The 19884-nt window shown below is 60.5% G+C and carries 17 protein-coding genes and 1 pseudogene; 3 read left to right on the top strand and 15 right to left on the bottom strand.

Features of this window, described 5'->3' with window-relative positions; all coding sequences use genetic code 11:
• Window position 1 precedes the first annotated feature (1 nt).
• From hutG to hutC, 11 genes are all read right to left on the bottom strand, one after another.
• Complete coding sequence (gene hutG / locus AB4P91_RS03505; protein ID WP_395604324.1) at window positions 2–805, bottom strand: N-formylglutamate deformylase; 804 nt, start codon at window positions 803–805, stop codon at window positions 2–4.
• Between the two features lie 10 nt (window positions 806–815).
• Window positions 816–2021: an imidazolonepropionase gene (hutI, locus tag AB4P91_RS03510; RefSeq protein WP_395604325.1), complete on the bottom strand. Its 1206-nt coding sequence runs from the start codon at window positions 2019–2021 to the stop codon at window positions 816–818.
• 247 nt (window positions 2022–2268) lie between these two features.
• Window positions 2269–3801 (bottom strand): histidine ammonia-lyase, encoded by a 1533-nt coding sequence (gene hutH / locus AB4P91_RS03515; protein ID WP_395604326.1) that lies wholly within the window; start codon window positions 3799–3801, stop codon window positions 2269–2271.
• A gap of 117 nt (window positions 3802–3918) precedes the next feature.
• Window positions 3919–5442, bottom strand: coding sequence for a histidine ammonia-lyase (hutH, locus tag AB4P91_RS03520; RefSeq protein WP_395604327.1), 1524 nt, complete (start codon window positions 5440–5442; stop codon window positions 3919–3921).
• 142 nt (window positions 5443–5584) lie between these two features.
• The gene (locus AB4P91_RS03525) at window positions 5585–6415 is read right to left on the bottom strand and encodes a glycine betaine/L-proline ABC transporter ATP-binding protein (RefSeq protein ID WP_150593910.1); all 831 of its coding nucleotides are present in this window, start codon (window positions 6413–6415) and stop codon (window positions 5585–5587) included.
• The gene (locus AB4P91_RS03530) at window positions 6412–7263 is read right to left on the bottom strand and encodes a proline/glycine betaine ABC transporter permease (protein WP_042557230.1); all 852 of its coding nucleotides are present in this window, start codon (window positions 7261–7263) and stop codon (window positions 6412–6414) included. Before AB4P91_RS03530 ends, AB4P91_RS03525 begins: the two co-directional genes overlap by 4 nt.
• A gap of 83 nt (window positions 7264–7346) precedes the next feature.
• Window positions 7347–8315 carry an ABC transporter substrate-binding protein gene (locus tag AB4P91_RS03535; RefSeq protein ID WP_150593909.1) on the bottom strand — a complete coding sequence of 323 codons (969 nt, stop codon included), beginning with the start codon at window positions 8313–8315 and terminating at the stop codon, window positions 7347–7349.
• 70 nt (window positions 8316–8385) lie between these two features.
• Complete coding sequence (locus AB4P91_RS03540) at window positions 8386–9858, bottom strand: purine-cytosine permease family protein (protein WP_395604328.1); 1473 nt, start codon at window positions 9856–9858, stop codon at window positions 8386–8388.
• A 73-nt stretch (window positions 9859–9931) separates the two neighbouring features.
• Window positions 9932–11623: a urocanate hydratase gene (gene hutU / locus AB4P91_RS03545; protein ID WP_395604329.1), complete on the bottom strand. Its 1692-nt coding sequence runs from the start codon at window positions 11621–11623 to the stop codon at window positions 9932–9934.
• A 437-nt stretch (window positions 11624–12060) separates the two neighbouring features.
• A complete protein-coding gene (locus tag AB4P91_RS03550) occupies window positions 12061–12630 on the bottom strand; it encodes a HutD family protein (protein WP_150593906.1) in 570 nt (189 codons plus the stop codon).
• Window positions 12627–13337, bottom strand: a complete 711-nt coding sequence (gene hutC, locus AB4P91_RS03555; RefSeq protein WP_181818442.1) for a histidine utilization repressor — start codon at window positions 13335–13337, stop codon at window positions 12627–12629. The genes AB4P91_RS03550 and hutC overlap by 4 nt, the downstream gene beginning before the upstream one ends.
• Before the next feature lie 145 nt (window positions 13338–13482).
• Here hutC and AB4P91_RS03560 point away from each other — a divergent pair, with 145 nt between their 5' ends.
• On the top strand, window positions 13483–14847 hold the full coding sequence (locus tag AB4P91_RS03560) for a formimidoylglutamate deiminase (protein ID WP_395604330.1): 1365 nt from the start codon (window positions 13483–13485) through the stop codon (window positions 14845–14847).
• 107 nt (window positions 14848–14954) lie between these two features.
• On the opposite strand, the gene AB4P91_RS03565 is transcribed toward AB4P91_RS03560, so the two are convergent.
• Together AB4P91_RS03565 and AB4P91_RS03570 are read right to left on the bottom strand one after the other, a co-directional pair.
• Window positions 14955–15524: a lipocalin family protein gene (locus AB4P91_RS03565; protein WP_047299365.1), complete on the bottom strand. Its 570-nt coding sequence runs from the start codon at window positions 15522–15524 to the stop codon at window positions 14955–14957.
• Window positions 15525–15554: 30 nt separating this feature from the next.
• Window positions 15555–15809, bottom strand: coding sequence for a lipoprotein (locus tag AB4P91_RS03570; protein WP_042557222.1), 255 nt, complete (start codon window positions 15807–15809; stop codon window positions 15555–15557).
• 417 nt (window positions 15810–16226) lie between these two features.
• On the opposite strand from AB4P91_RS03570, the pseudogene AB4P91_RS03575 reads away from it, so the two are divergent.
• Window positions 16227–17078 (top strand): annotated as a pseudogene (locus AB4P91_RS03575) (cache domain-containing protein); the annotation flags it as partial.
• Between the two features lie 141 nt (window positions 17079–17219).
• On the top strand, window positions 17220–17984 hold the full coding sequence (locus AB4P91_RS03580; protein ID WP_390896384.1) for a methyl-accepting chemotaxis protein: 765 nt from the start codon (window positions 17220–17222) through the stop codon (window positions 17982–17984).
• Window positions 17985–18167: 183 nt separating this feature from the next.
• On the opposite strand, the gene AB4P91_RS03585 is transcribed toward AB4P91_RS03580, so the two are convergent.
• On the bottom strand, window positions 18168–18770 hold the full coding sequence (locus AB4P91_RS03585) for a DUF924 family protein (protein ID WP_150596814.1): 603 nt from the start codon (window positions 18768–18770) through the stop codon (window positions 18168–18170).
• Between the two features lie 3 nt (window positions 18771–18773).
• The gene (locus AB4P91_RS03590; RefSeq protein WP_042557219.1) at window positions 18774–19784 is read right to left on the bottom strand and encodes a class 1 fructose-bisphosphatase; all 1011 of its coding nucleotides are present in this window, start codon (window positions 19782–19784) and stop codon (window positions 18774–18776) included.
• Window positions 19785–19884 lie beyond the last annotated feature (100 nt).

Raw genomic sequence — 19884 nt, forward strand, 5'->3', positions numbered from 1 at the left:
ATTACGTGCGGTAGCGCGATTCGCCCCACTTCAGCAAGCCCTGCAGCAATTCCTTGAGCACCACCCGCGTCGGCTCGGCCAGATCGGCGCGGTAGCGGAACGGCTCGAATTCTTCCATGTAGGTGCACTGCCCCAGCTCCAGTTGCACCGCGTGAATATTCTCGGCCGGGTTGCCGTAGTGACGGGTGATGTGGCCGCCCTTGAAGCGCCCGTTCAGCACATGGCTGTAGTCGCTGTGGCGCGCGCAGATCGCCTCCAGTCGAGTCGCCAGCTGCGGATCGCAACTGGCGCCGTTGAAGGTGCCGAGGTTGAAGTCCGGCAGCTTGCCGTCAAACAGGTGCGGGATGATCGAGCGAATCGAATGCGCATCAAACAGCAGCGCATAGCCGAACTCGGCCTTCAGCCGTGCCAGCTCTTGCTGCAAAGTGCGGTGATACGGCGTCCAGATTTGCTCCAGATACGTCGCGCGCTCTTCTTTCGACGGCTCCAGCCCTTCCTTGAACAACGGGATGCCATCAAACAGCGTTGCCGGATACAGGCCGGTGGTCGCCCCGGCATACAAGGGTGTGTCGTCGGACGGCCGGTTCAGGTCGATGACGAAGCGCGAATACTCGGCCGCCAGGGTGCTGGCGCCCAGCGCTTCGGCAAAGTCGTACAGTTGCGGAATATGCCAGTCAGTGTCCGGCAGGCTTTTCGCGTCGCCGATCAGGCCGGCCTCGACCACCGGGGTCAGACGTAAACCGGCATGAGGCATGCTGATCAGCAGCGGCACGCGACCTTGATTGAAATTCAGAACCTTATCCACAACCGCTCTCCTACAGACTTGATTCAACGCCGTGACGCACGACGCGTTTGTCCAGATCGCCACCGAGCCAATACGCCAGATCCGCCGGGCGATCGATCTGCCAGGCGACGAAATCCGCGACCTTGCCAACTTCCAGCGAGCCGTGGGTGGCGGCCATGCCCAGCGCTTGCGCGGCATGAATAGTCGCGCCAGCCAACGCCTCTTCCGGGGTCATGCGGAAACAGGTGCAGGCCATGTTCAACATCAAACGCAGCGACAACGCAGGCGAGGTGCCCGGATTGAGGTCGCTGGCGATGGCGATTTTCACCTTGTGTTTGCGCAAGGCGTCCATCGGCGGCAACCGGGTTTCGCGCAGGAAGTAGAACGCGCCCGGCAGCAGCACCGCGACGGTGTCGGACGCGGCCATGGCGATGGCATCGGCTTCGTCCATGAACTCCAGGTGATCGGCGGACAACGCCTTATAACGCGCGGCGAGGCTGGAGCCGTGCAGCGCCGACAGTTGCTCGGCGTGCAACTTCACCGGCAGACCGAGTGATTGCGCGGCGATGAAAACGCGTTCGACCTGCTCCGGCGAGAACGCCAGGTATTCGCAGAACGCGTCCACCGCATCGACCAGACCTTCGGCGACCAGCGCAGGCAGCATGTCGGTACAGATGTGATCAATGTAATCGTCGGCGCGATCCTGGTACTCCGGCGGCAACGCGTGAGCGGCCAGGCAGGTGCTGCGCACGCTGATCGGCAGCTCTTTTGCCAGACGACGGATGACCCGCAGGATCTTCCGTTCGTTGGCCAGATCGAGCCCGTAGCCAGACTTCATCTCAACCGTGGTCACGCCGTCGCGCATCAGGCTTTTCAGGCGTTTGGCGGCGCTGGCGAACAATTCATCTTCAGTGGCTTCGCGAGTCGCACGCACGGTGCTGGCGATGCCGCCGCCGGCCGCGGCGATCTCGGCGTAGCTGACGCCTTGCAGACGTTTTTCGAATTCGCCACTGCGATTGCCACCGAACACCGTGTGGGTGTGGCAGTCGATCAGGCCGGGGGTGACCCATGCGCCTTGCAGGTCGCAGACCGCCGGGTATTCGCCGGACGGCAATTGATTGCGCGGGCCGACCCACTCGATGAGCGTACCGGACGTCACGATGGCGGCATCCTCGATGATCGAGTAGACGCCCTGCGCCATGGTTGCGACGTGGCAGTGTTGCCAGAGGGTTTTCACTGTTGGCCTCCGTTAAAGTTGGTTTGGTGGGCGGCCTTCAAAAGCCCCTCACCCTAGCCCTCTCCCGGAGGGAGAGGGGACTGACCGTGTTGTTCTTTCGAGATACGCCGACCTGAAATTTCTGTGTCGAACTCAATTCTTGAAAAGCACAGAGATCGGCTCCCTTCCTCCTCTCCCCCCTGGGGGAGAGGGCTGGGGTGAGGGGGATCGATTTCCCTGACAACAAAAATCCCCGCTGAAAAGCCACTCACAAACTAGGCAGCAATTTCGCCGGCACCAACTCGTTCAAACACCGCGAAGCCAACAGTTCAGTCGCCGCATTGATGTCCGGTGCAAAGAACCGGTCCTTTTCATAAAACGGCACTTCCTTGCGCAGAATGGCCCGAGCCTGTTCCAGCTTTGCCGAGGTCTTCAGGCCATTGCGCAGATCCAGCCCCTGCACCGCCGCCAACCATTCCACGGCGAGAATCCCGCGGGTGTTCTCGGCCATTTCCCACAGACGCTTGCCGGCCGCAGGCGCCATTGAAACGTGGTCTTCCTGGTTGGCTGAAGTCGGCAGGCTGTCCACCGAATGCGGGTGGGACAACGCCTTGTTCTCACTGGCCAGTGCGGCAGCCGTCACCTGAGCGATCATGAAACCGGAGTTCACGCCGCCATTGGCCACGAGAAACGGCGGCAGTTGCGACATGTGCTTGTCCATCATCAGCGAGATGCGGCGTTCGCTCAGCGAGCCGATTTCAGCGATCGCCAGCGCCATGTTGTCAGCGGCCATGGCCACGGGTTCGGCGTGGAAGTTACCGCCGGAAATCACATCGCCTTCAGCGGCAAATACCAGCGGATTATCGGAGACGGCGTTGGCTTCAACCGCCAGCACTTCAGCCGCCTGACGGAACTGGGTCAGGCAGGCGCCCATGACTTGCGGCTGGCAGCGCAGGGAGTAAGGATCCTGGACCTTGTCGCAGTTCTGGTGCGAGTCGGAAACTTCGCTGCGCTCACCCAGCAAATCGCGGTAAGCAGCGGCCGCATCGATCTGGCCTTTCTGCCCGCGAGCCGCGTGAATGCGTGCATCGAACGGCGAGCGCGAACCGAGCACCGCTTCAACCGTCAGACCGCCCAGCGCGATAGCGCCCGCAAACAAATCCTCACCTTCAAACAGACCACGCAACGCAAAAGCAGTAGAAACCTGAGTACCGTTGAGCAGCGCCAGACCTTCCTTCGCCGCCAGTGTCAGCGGCGTCAGGCCAGCGACTTTCAGCGCTTGCGTCGCTTCCATCCACTCGCCCTTGTAACGCGCCTTGCCTTCGCCAAGCAGCACCAGCGACATGTGCGCCAAAGGAGCCAGATCGCCAGAAGCACCGACCGAACCTTTCAACGGAATGTGCGGATAGACCTCGGCATTGATCAGTGCAATGAGCGCATCGATCACAACGCGACGGATGCCGGAAAAACCACGGCTGAGGCTGTTGACCTTGAGCACCATCACCAGCCGCACCAGCGCATCGCTGATCGGCGCGCCGACGCCGGCAGCGTGGGACAACACCAGCGAGCGCTGGAGGTTTTCCAGGTCTTCGCTGGCGATGCGGGTCGAGGCCAGCAGGCCGAAACCGGTGTTGATGCCGTAGGCGGTACGGTTCTCGGCGAGGATCTGCTCGACGCAGGCGACGCTGGCTTCGATCTGCTGCGAGGCGCTGTCGTCGAGGGTCAGCTTGACCGGGTTCTGGTACACGTCACGCAGCTGGGCCAGGTTCAGTTGGCCGGGGATCAGGTTCAGCGCAGTCATTTTGTGCTCCTTTTGAGAGTTTATTGTTAACTCGCCAGACGCTCCGGAGATGTCCGTTGTCCGTCGCGTCTGCCCTTTTGGGGAGCCGCGCCTTGGCACGCTGGCATAGATAGATTTTCAGTGCAGATTCGGTAATACGCGGTGCAGCAAGTTCGAGTCTTTCAAAACACTCGCGGCGGCGGCGATATCCGGCGCCAGCCAGCGATCCTGATCATAAGCCGGGACCTTTTCGCGCAGCAGTCGCCACGCAACATCGGTGCCCGCGCCGAAACGTTGTTCCTTGAGGAATTCAAACGCCTGCGCCGCCAGCAGATATTCGATGGCGAGGATCTGCGTGCAGTTTTCCAGGGCGCGATGCAGTTTGAGCGCGGCGTTGGTGCCCATGCTCAAGTGGTCTTCCTGCAAACCTGACGTGATGTAGTTGTCGAGCACCGCCGGTTGCGCCAATTGGCGGTTTTCCGCACACAGCGACGCGGCGACGTATTGCACGATCATCATCCCGGAGTTAACCCCCGGATTGGCCACCAGAAATGCTGGCAGACCGCTGACGTGCGGATTCACCAGGCGATCGAGACGACGCTCGGCAATCGAGCCGATTTCCGCCATGGCAATCGCCAGCAGATCTGCGGCCATTGCCACCGACTGACCGTGGGGGTTGGCTTGCGACATGACACGGAATTCGTCCGGTGTACCCAGCAGCAGCGGATTGTCGGTGCAGCCATTGAGTTCGCTTTCGATCTGTTTGATCGCGTGTTCCAGTTGATCGCGCGCGGCGCCGTGCACCTGCGGAATCGAACGGATGCTCAGCGCATCCTGAGTGCGAATGCCTTTGCTCGATGCGATCACTTCACTGCCGTCGAGCAATGCACGCAGATTGACGCCAACCTGCTGCATCCCCGGATGCGGTTTCAACGCAATGATCTCGGCATCGAACGCGGCGATCTGCCCGCGCTGCGCTTCGAAACTCATGGCGCCGATCACGTCGGCCCATTGCAGCAGACGCGTGGCGTCGGCGATGGCCAGGCAGCTGAGGCCGGTCATGCACGGCGTGCCGTTGACCAGACACAAACCGTCCTTCGCGCCGAGTTGCACCGGTTGCAGACCCTCTTCTGCCAGCGCTTGTTGAGCAGAGGTGATTTGCCCGCGATAGCTGACGTTGCCGATGCCTAGCAGCGCAATGCCGATGTGCGCCATGTGGGTCAGATAACCCACCGAGCCTTGCGACGGCACCTGCGGCGTGATGCCGCGATTGAGCAGCGTCAGCAGCGCTTCGACCACCCGGCGATGGATGCCGGATTTGCCATGACTGTAGTTGTGGACGGCGGCACAGATGATCGCGCGGGTTTGTTCGTCAGCCAGCACCGGGCCGACGCCGCAGGCATGGCTGAGCAAAGTGTTGCGTGACAACTGGCTGAGCTGTTCGTCTTTCAGCGAGACGTTGGAGAGCCCGCCCAGGCCGGTGTTGACGCCATAAGCGCGCTCGCCGCTGGCGACGATGCGCTGGACGATACCTTGCGCGTTTTCGACGCGCGCCCACGTGCCGCTCGACAGCTCGAGTGGCGCGCCGTGACGGGCGACGGCGACTACGTCTTGCCAGCGCAGGTGGGCGCCGGTGATCACGATTTTTTCAGCCTGGGACATCTGAAACCTCATCCGAAAAACCTGAATATCCATGCAGCCCTACCGGCCCCTTCGCGAGCAAGCTCGCTCCCACCTTGGAATGCGATCCCCTGTGGGAGCGAGCTTGCTCGCTAAGGGGCCAGCAGCATCACTACAAATCTGTTTAAACCACCGCAGCCCGCCGCTGCACGAACCGGTCGACATACTCATCCGCCGGCGAATGCAGGATCTCGCGCGGCGTACCGACTTGAATCAGCTTGCCGTCCTTGAGGATCGCAATGCGATTGCCGATACGCACCGCCTCGTCGAGGTCGTGGGTGATGAAGACGATGGTCTTGTGCAGAGTCTTTTGCAGTTCCAGCAACTGGTCCTGCATCTCGGCGCGGATCAGCGGATCCAGCGCGCTGAACGCTTCGTCCATCAGGATGATGTCAGTGTCCGCCGCCAAGGCGCGGGCCAGGCCCACACGCTGACGCATGCCGCCGGAGAGCTGGTGCGGGTATTTGTTTTCGTAGCCCTTGAGGCCCACGGTGTTGATCCAGTGCTGCGCCCGCTCGGCGCACAGTTGCTTGCTCTCGCCGCGCACTTTCAGGCCGTAGGCGACGTTGTCGAGCACGCTCTTGTGCGGCAGCAGGCCGAAGCTCTGGAAGACCATGCTGATCTTGTGCCGGCGAAATTCGCGCAGGGCTTGCATGTCGTATTGCAGGATGTCCACGCCGTCGACCAGGATCGCGCCACTGGTCGGGTCGATCAGGCGATTGAAGTGGCGCACCAGCGTCGACTTGCCGGAGCCGGACAGGCCCATGATCACGAAAATCTCGCCGGTGCCGATGCTCAGCGACAGGTCGTTGACGCCGACCACGCAGCCGGTTTCGCTCAGCACCTGATCCTTGGTCTTGCCTTGGCCAACCATCGCCAAGGCGTCCTTGGCGCGGTTGCCGAAAATCTTGAAGACGTTTTTGACTTCGATCTTGCTCACGGTTGCGTTGCTCATTTGCTCACCTCATGCCGTGGTCGACCGTACGCCTGAGTAATGCGGTCGATGACCACTGCGAGAATCACGATCGCCAGACCGGCCTCAAGCCCGCGTCCGACGTTGAGGGTCTGAATCCCCACCAGCACGTCTTCACCCAGGCCACGGGCGCCGATCATCGAGGCGATGACCACCATCGACAGGGCCATCATGGTGGTCTGGTTGATCCCGGCCATGATGCTTGGCAGGGCCAGCGGCAGTTGCACGCCGAACAGTTGCTGCCAGCGGTTGGCGCCGAACGCGTTGATCGCTTCCATGACTTCGCCGTCGACCTGGCGAATGCCCAGATCGGTCAGGCGAATCAGCGGTGGCGCGGCGTAGATCACGGTGGCGAAAATCGCCGGGACCTTGCCCAGACCGAACAGCATCAGCACCGGGATCAGGTACACGAAACTCGGCATGGTCTGCATGATGTCGAGCAGCGGCATCAGTACCGAACGCAGGCGATTGCTGCGTGCCGAGAGAATCCCCAGCGGAATGCCGATCAGCACCGAAATGATCGTCGCCACCATCATCAGCGCCAGCGTCTGCATGAGTTTGTCCCACAGGCCGACAGCGCCTACGAGAAACAACAGACCGACGATCACTGCCGTGGTCACGACTTTGCGCGTTGCATGCCAGGCGACGACACCGACGATCGCCAGCATCAGCCACCAGGGCGCTGCACGCAGCAGGCCTTCGAGATTGACGATGGCCCACAGCAGGGTGTCCGAGATCTGGCGGAACACATCACCGTAGTTGGTGACCAGCGAATCGACCCAACCGTTGACCCAGTCGGCGATGGAAAAGGTAAAGCTTTCGGGAAACATAAGCGGCTCTCAATCAGAAATCTCAATCAAGCGATGACGGCATATCTCCCGGCCTGCCTCACGGTTGGCCGGGAGGTAGCGACCTACAGCGCCGCGTCGATTTTCTTGGCAGCGTCTTCACTGACCCACGCGTGCCAGACTTCAGGATGTTCCTTGAGGAAGATTTTCGCCAGTTTTGGCGACTCGATACGTTCCTTCGCCATGCGTCCCAGGTTCTGGTTCAGCAGATCGATCGGCAGGTTGACCTTTTCCAGCACAGCCACCAGCTCCGGGGCCTGCTCGTGGAAGGTCTTGGACAGGCCGACCTTGATCGTCACGGTCTTGTCGACGCCCGGTTTTTCTTCCAGTTTGACCAGATCGACCTGGCCCATCAGCGGGGTTGGCGACCAGTAGTAGAAGAGAATCGGCTCGCCACGTTTGTAGCTCGACAGCACCGCCGCATCCAGCGCCGGGCCGGTACCTGGGCGGAAGTTGGTGTAGCTGTTTTCCAGGCCGTAGCTTTTCAGCATTTCGCTGTTGTCCAGCTCGCAGGTCCAGCCGGCCGGGCAGTTGTAAAAGCGGCCCTTGGCCGGCTCTTCAGCGTCTTTGAACACGGCGGAATACCTGGCCAGGTCAGCAATGTTTTTCAGGTCTGGCGCTTTCGGTTCAAGCTTGCGCTTGGCGTCGCCTTCGATCACATAACGCGGCACGTACCAGCCTTCAATAGCACCCACGACAGGGGCGCCGACACCGACGACCTTGCCGGCCTTCTCGGCCTTGTTCCAGACTTCGCTGCGGCCGACCCACTCTTCGGCGAACACTTGGATGTCGTTGCTGCTCAGGGCGTTTTCCATGGTGATGGAGTTGCCCGGCAAGCTGTCGGTCTTGCAGTCGTAGCCTTTCTCCAGCACCACTTGCATGACGTCGGTCAGCAGCATGCCGCTTTCCCAGTTCAGGCCGGCGAACTTCACCGGTTTGCCTGACTCGCACCAACCGGCCGCCTGGGTGGCACCGGCACTGGCGAGCAGGCCCATGGAAAGCACAGTGGTCAGCAGGGTCTTGTTCGATTTCATTGTCGTGACGCTCCTAATCATGAATTGGGCTTACGGCAGTCAAGAGGCATCCAGCCCTGTCCACGTCCAATCAGGCCTGCGCCGCAACGCGGCTGGCCCCGCTTTTTTCAGGTTGTGCATCGCTGTCCTGCTCGGTCGGCAGCATCAGGTGATCAGGTACGGCGCTGTGCCATTTTTTTGCACAGACGTAATACACGGCGGCGGGCACCACCAGACCGATGATCCAGGAGATATCCACATCACCCAGCGCCGCCACCAGCGGACCTGTGTAGAACTTGGTGGAGATAAACGGCAGCTGCACCAGCACGCCGAACACATAAACGCTGATACCGAGGATGTTCCAGCGGCCATAGCGACCATTCGGATCGGCCAGCGCCGGCACGTCATAGCGCTCACGGGTGATGCAGTAGTAGTCCACCAGGTTGATCGCGCTCCATGGCGTAAAGAAGGCGAGCAGGAACAGGATGAAAGACTTGAACGCCCCGAGAAACGAATGCTGACCGAGCAATGCGATCAGGGTTGCCGCACCGACGATGAACAGCACGAATACCAGACGCTGCATGCGGGACACCTTCAGGTGACCACGGAAACCGCTGATGATGGTCGCGATGCACATGAAGCTGCCGTAGGAGTTCAGCGTGGAAATGGTCACTTTGCCGAACGCGATGCTGAAGTACAGCAGCGCAGCGGTGGCGCCGGTACCGCCCAGACCTACGATATAAGCCACTTCATGACCGGCGAATTGGCCGTTCGCCGAAGCCGCCGCGAATACGCCGAGGATCATCGCCACCTGGGCGCCAATCACCGAGCCGGCACCCGCGGCGAAAAAGGTTTTTACCGAGGAAGTGCTGCTCGGCAGATAGCGCGAATAGTCAGCCACGTATGGGCCGAAAGCGATCTGCCAGGAAGCGGCGAGCGACACCGCCAGCAGGAAACTGCTCCAGCTGAAGTGGCGGATTTGCAGGAGTGCGCCGACGTCGGTCTGATTCATCAGACGCCAGAACAGGAAAACAAAAGCGATCACGCCGATGACGCTGGCGACACGACCAATCCAGTGGATCACTCGATAACCGAGCACCGTGACCAAGACGATGACACTGGCGAAAATCAGGATGCCGGCGCTGTCGCTGACACCAAACAACTGGCCCAGCGCCTGGCCGGAAAGCACGGTTCCGGTGGCGGTAAAACCCAGGTACATCAAACACACCAGCACGATCGGGATGGCCGCGCCATACACACCGAACTGCACGCGGCTGGAGATCATTTGTGGCAAGCCCAGTTTGGGTCCTTGCGCAGCATGCAGCGCCATGACGCCACCGCCGAGCAGTTGACCGATCAGCAGACCGATCAACGACCAGAACACATCACCGCCCAGCACCACGGCCAGGGCCCCGGTGACAATCGCGGTGATCTGCAGATTGGCACCCATCCACAGGGTGAACTGGCTGAACAGACGACCGTGTCTTTCCACTTCCGGGATGTAGTCGATCGAACGCCTTTCGATCAACGGTTTGTTGCCTGCACGATCGGTGTCAACAGCCATGATTCAACCTCTGTGGATTGTTTGAATTGTTCACTCGGGCTTACTCGGAACCCTGTGGGAGCTGCGGTGTGTGTTACTTGCCGCCGGTAATCATCGGCAGGTTCAGGCCCTGTTCCTTCGCGCAATCGATGGCGATCTGGTAACCGGCATCGGCGTGACGCATGACACCGGTGGCCGGGTCGTTATGCAGCACGCGGGCGATTCGCTCGGCCGCTTCGTCGGTGCCGTCGCAGACGATCACCATGCCCGAGTGCTGCGAAAAGCCCATGCCGACACCGCCGCCGTGGTGCAGGGAAACCCAGGTCGCGCCGCTCGCGGTGTTGAGCAGAGCGTTGAGCAATGGCCAGTCGGACACAGCGTCGGAACCGTCCTGCATCGATTCGGTTTCGCGGTTCGGGCTGGCGACCGAGCCGGAATCGAGGTGGTCGCGACCGATCACGATTGGCGCCGACAATTCACCGCTGCGAACCATTTCGTTGAAGGCCAGACCGAGCTTGGCGCGCAGGCCCAGGCCCACCCAGCAGATACGAGCCGGCAGCCCCTGGAAACTGATGCGCTCGCGGGCCATGTCCAGCCAGTTGTGCAGGTGGGCGTCGTCCGGGATCAGCGCTTTGACCTTGGCGTCGGTTTTGTAGATGTCTTGCGGATCACCCGACAGCGCCGCCCAGCGGAACGGGCCGATGCCACGGCAGAACAGCGGACGGATGTAAGCCGGCACGAATCCCGGGAAGTCGAATGCGTTCTCGACGCCCTCTTCCTGCGCCATCTGACGGATGTTGTTGCCGTAGTCGAAGGTCGGAATGCCTTGCTTCTGGAACTCCAGCATCGCTTTGACGTGCACGGCCATCGACTGCTTGGCCGCTTTGATCACAGCGGCCGGTTCGGTCTTGGCGCGAGCGCGGTATTCGTCCCAGGTCCAGCCGGCCGGCAGGTAACCGTTGAGTGGATCGTGGGCGCTGGTCTGGTCGGTGACCATGTCCGGGCGCGCGCCGCGCTTGACCAGTTCCGGCAGAATTTCCGCCGCGTTGCCCAGCAGGGCGATGGAGATCGCTTTGCCTTCTTTGGTGTATTTGGCGATGCGTGCCAGCGCGTCGTCGAGGTCAGTGGCTTGCTCGTCGACGTAGCGGCTTTTCAGACGGAAATCGATGCTGACCTGCTGGCATTCGATGTTCAGCGAGCAGGCGCCAGCAAGCGTTGCAGCCAGCGGCTGAGCGCCGCCCATGCCGCCCAGACCCGCGGTCAGGACCCACTTGCCGGTGAGGTTGTCGTTGTAGTGCTGACGACCGGCCTCAACGAAGGTTTCGTAGGTGCCTTGAACGATGCCTTGGCTGCCGATGTAGATCCAGCTGCCGGCAGTCATCTGGCCGTACATGGCCAGGCCTTTGGCGTCGAGTTCGTTGAAGTGCTCCCAGCTCGCCCAGTGCGGTACGAGGTTGGAGTTGGCGATCAGGACGCGCGGGGCGTTGCTGTGAGTCTTGAACACGCCGACCGGCTTGCCGGATTGCACCAGCAGGGTCTCGTCGTCATTCAGGTTGGTCAGGCTCTCGACGATCTTGTCGTAGCACTCCCAGTTACGGGCGGCGCGACCGATACCGCCATAAACCACCAGCTCTTTCGGGTTTTCGGCGACTTCCGGGTCGAGGTTGTTCATCAGCATGCGCAGCGGCGCTTCGGTCAGCCAGCTCTTGGCGGTCAGCTTGTTGCCGCGGGCGGCACGGATTTCGATGTCACGATACTTTGTAGGTTTCTGGGTATTGTCAGTCACGAAAAAGACTCCTCAGCGATCAATTCAAACCAACCCTGGCAGTGGGCAAGCAGCCTGTGCGCATCAATGCGCGACAAGCGAATCAGTGGACGCTGCGGACTCATACGCATACGTCTTTACTTGTACATACAAGCATATGCAATCAAGCGGCCAACTTGGCAGTGGGCTGTTCATGAAAAATCGCGGACACGGCTGGAGATCGCCTGAATCAAGGGTTCTGGCGATGATGAAATTTTTCGAGGGGCTGATTTTGGGATTTGGGGGGAGGGTTACGAGAGCAGGGTTTGCGCCACGCTGGGGCGTTCGGTAACAAGTTGGTGCGTGGTTGGGAACACCTTAAAAGCAAAAGATCGCAGCTTTCGGCAGCGCCTACAGGGTGTACATCAATCCCACTGTAGGAACTGCCGAAAGGCTACGATCTTTGGATTATTTGCGGATCAGCGTGTAGTGAGTTCGATCACGCAGCAACCGGCATTGACGGATATCTCAACCAGCCCGGCGTTACCGTCCAGTTGCAGGCAGTCGTGTCGGCCAAGTTGTGCCGCCTTCTCCCCGACGACAACTTCAAGCAACTCACTGACACTGAACACCAGCACCGTCCCCGCCGAACTGAAAAATCGTTGCTCGCCATCCAGCCACTGCAACCGCGCGCTGTAACGCTGCGGCGCATAGATCAGGTTGAAGTCGCGAATCGCGCCACCGAGCAAGGTGCAGGAAACCTGGCTCTTGCCGCTGAAGGCAAACGGGTCGAGCGGTAACAGTGGCCGAGTATCTTCGCCGTCGACGCACAGGGTCATGCCGTCACCCTGCAACACAGTGATCACCCGCTGGTAACCGGAAAAGCTCGAAAAACCGCCGGACTCGGCGATGTCGGCAATCGACAGACGCCAGCCAAAACCTTCGAGGCCAGCGCCAGCGTCACGGGTGATTTCTTCAGTGCTGCCGCCGCCGTTTTTCCACGGCATGCGCGGATAGCCTTCGGCGCGTAGGACGTTCAATGAACTCATTTATGGAACCGCCCTTCCAGACGATGACGGGAACCGGGGTGAATCAGGCGCGCAGCGGTCACCGGCTGACGGCCCGACCAGGTGCGACGGCGGATCAGCAGGCATGGCTCGCCTTTTTCGATCTGCAGCAACTTGCACTCGGACGCTTCGGCCAGGATCGCTTCGACCACATGTTCGCCCTCAGTCAGCGGCGCCACCTGGTTCAGATAGGCGTAAGGCGTTTGCAGGGTGAAGTCCTGCTTGAGGTATTCCGGGGCCACCAGCGCGTTGACGAAACGGTCTTCGATTTGCACCGGAATGTCGTTTTCGTAATGCACGATCAGCGAGTGAAAGACCTTCTGCCCTTCGCGCATGTCCAGCGCCAGCGCACGCTCGGAACCGGCGGCCTCTTCTTCGAGGGTGATGACCTGGCAGGTGTGGCGATGACCGCGCGAGGCGATTTCATCGGCGATGTTATGCACTTCAAACAGCGCCGACTGGCTCTTCGGCTCGGCGACGAAGGTGCCGACGCCTTGCATGCGCACCAGCAGGCCGTCGGCGGTCATCTCGCGCAGCGCGCGATTGATGGTCATACGACTGAAACCGAGCTGATTGACCAGTTCGCTCTCGGACGGCACGCGGTAGTGCGGCGGCCAGTTACCGCTGTCGATCTGCTGGGTGATCATCTGTTTGACGCGAGCGTACAAGGGCGCCGGACTGTCGCCCATGTTCGCGGCCAACGGGGAAACTGGAGGCGGAGTCGGCACGGTGGATCCTTGTTCGTCGGTAGAGGTTGCTAGCTTGCCGGAGTTTACCGGGCAGGCAAACGTCTGTATATGTATATACAAATAACACACGATGGGGTGCTGAACCATGTCCGCCTTCTTTGCCGAACGCGCGCTGCTGCCTAACGGATGGGCCAATAATGTACGTCTTGAGGTCAGCGCCGATGGCCTGCTGACCCAAATCCAGGCCGATTCCACCGCAGATGGCGCCGAACGGCTGAGCGGTCCGTTGCTGCCGGGAATGCCCAACCTGCACTCCCACGCTTTTCAGCGAGCGATGGCCGGACTGGCCGAAGTCGCCGGCAATCCCAATGACAGCTTCTGGACCTGGCGCGACCTGATGTATCGCCTCGTCGGAAAAATCAGCCCGGATCAACTCGGCGTGATCGCCAGGCAGCTGTACATCGAAATGCTCAAGGCCGGTTACACCTCGGTCGCTGAATTTCACTATGTTCACCATGACAGCAATGGTCAGCCCTATGCCGATCCGGCGGAACTGGCGCTGCGCATCAGTCAGGCTGCCAGCGAAAGCGGCATCGGTTTGACCCTGCTGCCGGTGCTCTACAGCCACGCCGGTTTCGGCGGCCAGACGCCGAACGACGGCCAGCGCCGGTTTATCAACAGCACCGAAAACTACCTGAATCTGCAATCGCGTTTGCAGCCGTTGTTGGCGCAGCAAAAGGCGCAATCGCTGGGTCTGTGTTTCCACTCGTTGCGCGCGGTGACCCCGCAGCAGATCAGCGAAGTCCTGGCGGCCAGTGACAAGCATTGCCCGGTGCACATTCACATCGCCGAACAACAGAAAGAAGTCGACGACTGCCTGAGCTGGAGCGGTCGCCGTCCGCTGCAATGGCTGTATGAAAACACTGAAGTCGATCAGCGCTGGTGCCTGGTCCACGCCACTCACGCCAACCCGGAAGAAGTCACGCTGATGGCCAAGAGTCGCGCCATTGCCGGCCTGTGCCTGACCACCGAAGCCAACCTGGGCGACGGGATTTTTCCGGCGGTGGATTTCATGGCTCAGGGCGGGCGCATGGGTATCGGCTCTGACAGCCATGTGTCGCTAAGCGTGGTCGAGGAATTGCGTTGGCTGGAATACGGCCAGCGTTTGCGTGATCAGCGGCGTAACCGTTTATATGGCGCGGATCAGCCGATGGTCGGACGCACGTTGTACGACGCGGCGCTGGACGGCGGCGCTCAGGCATTGGGGCAGCCGATTGGTGCGCTGGAAGTCGGCAAGCGCGCTGACTGGATTGTGCTCGATGGCAACGACCCGTATCTGGCGACGGCGAGTGGGGACGGTATTTTGAATCGCTGGTTGTTTGCTGGCGGTGATCGCCAGGTGCGTGATGTGCTGGTCAATGGCCAGTGGGTTGTGCGTGATGGACGCCACGCGGCAGAGGAACAAAGCGCTCGCGCGTTCACCCAAGTCCTGCGCGAACTATTAGGCTGACACAAAAACCTGTGGGAGCGAGCTTGCTCGCGAAAGGGCCGTCACCTCCAATGCAGATGTTGAATGACAGTCCGCTTTCGCGAGCAAGCTCGCTCCCACCGTTTCGATTAGTTTGAGGTCTTGGCCATCTGCCGATCCGACGCTCGCCAGATCAACCGCGTCGTGTCGTAACCCTGCTGGCGGGCCTTGCTCAACAGTTCTTCGCGCACCACACCGTTGACGGTCGGCGTGCGCGACAGCAGCCACAGGTACTTGCGACTCGGGTCGCCGACGATGGCGGTCTTGTAGTCGTCGCTGACGTACAGCACCCAGTATTCGCCCTTCGCCACACCCGGAATCAGTCGCGAGAACCAGTTATCGAATTCGACCCACAGCTTGTCGGTCTTGCCCGGCACCTGTGGATAAGCCGTGCCCTTGGCTTCTTCCCACTGCCAGTCCGGGGTCAGGCAGCGATTGAGCACCGCAACGTTGCCGTCAGGCTTGAGGGTGTAGCGGGCTTCGGATTGCGCGCAATTGCGCTGGAAGTACATCGGCAGGCGCGCCAGCTCGTACCAGGTCCCCTGATAACGCTTGAGGTTGACGCTGTCGACGGTTTTCGGCGCCAACGAATCCACGCCGGAAGTGGCGCAGCCGGCCAGTACCAGGCCGGCAAAAAGGACAAACAATAACCGCTTCATTTTTCTTCTCCGTGGGCGCGAAGCCCCGGTTTACTTCAGGCCTTGGCCGGAAAACATCAGCACTTTGTCACCGGCGTACTGCACGCTGATAAAGCTGTTCTTGTCGCCCCAGGTGCAACTGGACATGCCGAGCGCGCCCGAGCAGTCAGTCGGTTTGCCGAGCAGGGTTTCTACTTCAGCCTTGGCCATGCCAGCCGAGAGCTTCGCATAGTTTTCCTGATTGACCTTGCTGCATGCGGCCAACAGCACGCAAAACGACAGAAGGGCGATAGATCGCAGCGACATTGTGTAACTCCTGGAACGAGGGGGGATGGCAGGGTGCCAACCAGAAGCTTAGAAGAGAAAACCGTCATCTGGTTCCGTACAAAAAAGGCTATTTATTAGCCCGCCCGTCTGACTTTTACCTTTAAATCAGTCACTTTCCAGGGCTATTGAGCATTTCGTCGCATTTACGCAAAGCCGCCTAATCTTTGGCGCACGGCGGTCGAAATAAATGGCAGCGCAAAGCCCGATAGTGTGGCAAATTGCCGCCCTTTCTCGACCAGCCCCTTCGCGGTAGTTCATTCGATGACCAGAAACATGAAATTCAGCCACAAAATCTTGTTGGCTGCCGCCCTTGTGGTGGCCGTTGCGTTCGCCTGTTTCATTTTCTTCAACGATTATCGACAACGCGAAGCGCTGGGCAGCAGCACCGAGTCGACCATGCAGGAACTCGGCAGCCTGACCACCAGCAACATCCAGACCTGGCTGGAAAGCCGCATTCAACTGCTGCAATCGCTGTCCCAGCAGGTCGCGGTTGACGGCAACGCCCCCGCCAGCCTGAAACGCATCATCGACCTGCCCGCCTACACCGGCAATTTCCAGCTCAGCTACTTCGGCGGTGCTGACGGCGTGATGTTCTCCGTGCCCGCCGGCAACCGCGCGCCGGATTACGATCCGCGCGCCCGCGGCTGGTACAAAGCGGCCAACAGCGCGCAGCAGACCATCGTCACCGAACCGTACATTGCCGCCTCGTCGGGCAAACTGGTGATCACCGTTGCCACCCCGGTGCAGCGCCAGGGCCAGATGCTCGGCGTGGCCGGTGCCGACATCGACCTGACCAGCGTCAGCGCGATCATCAACTCGCTGAACTTCGGCGGCCACGGCCACGCATTCATCGTCAGTGCCGATGGCAAAATCCTGATTCATCCGGACAGCAAACTGGTGCTCAAGACCCTGGCCGAGGCTTACCCCAACGGCGCACCGACAGTCAGTCCGGGCCTGAAAGAAGTCGAATTCAACGGCAAGACCCAGCTGATCTCCTTCACCCGCGTCAACGGCGTACCCTCGGCCGACTGGTACGTGGCGCTGGTTCTGGACAAAGACACCGCATTCTCGATGCTTAGCGAATTCCGCACCTCGGCGCTGATCGCCATGGTCATTGCCGTGGTGATCATCATCTTCCTGCTCGGCATGCTGATCCGCGTGCTGATGCAACCGCTGCTGACCATGGGCCGCGCCATGCACGACATCGCCGAAGGTGAAGGCGACCTGACCAAACGTCTGGTCATCCACGGCAACGACGAGTTTGGCGCGCTGGGCACATCGTTCAATCGTTTCGTTGAGCGTATCCACACCTCGATCCGCGAAGTGTCCTCGGCGACCGGCCAGGTCAACGAAGTCGCCCTGCGCGTGGTCGCGGCCTCGAACTCGTCGATGTACAACTCCGATCAACAGGCCACTCGCACCAACAGTGTGGCCGCAGCGATCAACCAACTCGGCGCCGCCGCCCAGGAAATCGCCCAGAACGCCGCCCTCGCCTCGCAGCATTCCAGCGAAGCGCGCAGCCTCGCTGTCGACGGTCAGCAGGTGGTGGATAGAACCATCCACGCGATGCAACAGCTCTCGGCGAAGATCAGCGATTCGTGCGGCAACATCGAAACCCTCAACAGCAACACCGTGAACATCGGCCAGATTCTGGAAGTGATCACCAGCATCTCCCAGCAAACCAACCTGCTGGCGCTGAACGCCGCGATCGAAGCCGCGCGTGCCGGTGAAGCCGGTCGTGGTTTCGCCGTGGTCGCTGACGAAGTGCGTAACCTCGCGCACCGCACTCAGGATTCCGCGCAGCAAGTGCAGAAGATGATCGAAGAGCTGCAAGTCGGCGCGCGTCAGGCGGTCAGCATCATGACCGAGAGCCAGCGCGAGAGCGAAAGCAGCGTCGGCATCGCCAACCAGGCCGGCGAACGCCTGGGCAGCGTGACCCAGCGCATCGGCGAGATCGACGGCATGAACCAGTCGGTAGCCACCGCGACTGAAGAGCAGACTGCTGTGGTTGAGTCGATCAATGTTGATATCAACGAGATCAACACGCTGAATCAGGAAGGTGTGGAGAACTTGCAGGCGACGTTGCGGGCTTGCTCGGATCTGGAGCAGCAGGCGGCGCGGTTGAAGCAGTTGGTGGGTAGCTTCAGGATCTGAAGATCAAGGGCTTTACCCCCTCACCCCAGCCCTCTCCCCCAGGGGGGCGAGGGGGAAAGGGAGCCGATTTTCATGCTGTTCAAACCTGAGTTCGACTGGATACTTTCAGGTCGATGTCGTAATGCCAGGCTACTCGGTCAGTCCCCTCTCCCTCCGGGAGAGGGTTAGGGTGAGGGTAAGCTTCTAGAACCGCGACCCAGGCCCCGAAAGAAACTCGAGTTCCTCAGCCGTAGACGCCCGCCCCAACACCGCATTGCGATGCGGAAACCTTCCAAACCGCGCAATCACCTTCTGATGCCGCTCGGCATAATCCAGATTGTCGGCAAACACTGCCCGCTCCGCTTCCGGCTGTTCAGCCACCAGTTCGATGAATCTGGAAACCGCCTCGTTCTGCACCGCGAGGTTTTCGCAGTGTTCGAACACCAGATAAATGAACACTCGCTGAATGGGCTTTAGCTGCCGATCAAAATCCGCAGCAATGCCTTGCGCGACAAGCTTCTGTGCGCGCAAATCACCGGAGAAAGCTTTGGGAGTGTCCCGAAAGATCATTCGCGGCAGTTGATCGAGCAGCAGCACCACCGCCAGCCAACCTTCGGGACGTTGCGTCCACTCGGTCAATTCACCAGCCAGGGCCTGATCGACAAAGACCCCGAAACGCGTCTGCGCTTCGAGGTCTTGGCTGTCACGCTTGCCGAACCACAACTTGCCCTTGTCAGCCGATATCTCATCCGGTGATTCGGCATTTCCGAACCACCAATCGAGCAACGGCTGCCAGGGCGCGTTCATGGTTTATTCCTTGTGGTAGGCCGTAGCGCGTGCGACTTCTTCTTTCGAGCCCAGGAACACCGCAACACGCTGGTGCAGGCCGTCCGGCTGAATGTCGAGGATGCGCTGGTGACCGTCGGTGGACGCGCCGCCCGCCTGTTCCACGAGGAACGACATCGGGTTGGCTTCGTACATCAGACGCAGTTTGCCAGGCTTGGATGGCTCGCGGCTGTCACGTGGGTACATGAACAGACCGCCACGGGTCAGGATGCGGTGCACGTCGGCAACCATCGCCGCGACCCAACGCATGTTGTAGTTCTTTTTCAGCGGGCCTTCTTCACCGGCCAGCAACTCGCCAACATAACGTTGTACCGGAGCTTCCCAGTGACGCTGGTTGGACATGTTGATGGCGAATTCCTGGGTCGATTCAGGAATGGTGATGTCTTCGTGGGTCAGCACGAAGCTGCCCATTTCGCGGTCCAGGGTGAAGCCTTTGACGCCGTGGCCCAAGGTCAGCACCAGCATGGTCTGCGGGCCATAGATCGCGTAGCCGGCAGCCACCTGCTGAGTGCCTGGCTGCAGGAAAGCCTTTTCGTTCAGCGGCTCGTTCTGGGTCAGGTATTCGTTCGGGCAACGCAGCACCGAGAAGATCGTGCCGACCGGCGCGTTGATGTCGATGTTCGAAGAACCGTCCAATGGGTCGAATACCAACAGGTACGCGCCTTTCGGGTATTTGCCCGGGATCTGGTAGGCATTGTCCATTTCTTCGGACGCCATGCCGGCCAGGTGACCGCCCCATTCGTTGGCTTCGAGCAGGATCTCGTTGGAGATCACGTCGAGTTTCTTCTGCACTTCGCCTTGCACGTTTTCAGTGCCCATGCTGCCCAGAACACCACCCAGGGCGCCTTTGGACACGGCGTGGCTGATTTCTTTACAGGCGCGCGCCACCACTTCGATCAGGAAACGCAGATCGGCAGGAGTGTTGTTGCTACGGGTCTGCTCAATCAAATAGCGACTCAGGGTAACGCGGGACATGGACGGCTCCGGTGGAATGGGGGGCTAAAAACCCGCGCAGTTTACAGGGAGTCTGAAAACGTAGCGAGCGAAGACGCCCGGTAACGTGCGTCGGGGCGCA

It is taken from the genome of Pseudomonas sp. B21128 (genome assembly GCF_044218865.1).
Lineage (GTDB): Bacteria > Pseudomonadota > Gammaproteobacteria > Pseudomonadales > Pseudomonadaceae > Aquipseudomonas > Aquipseudomonas iridis.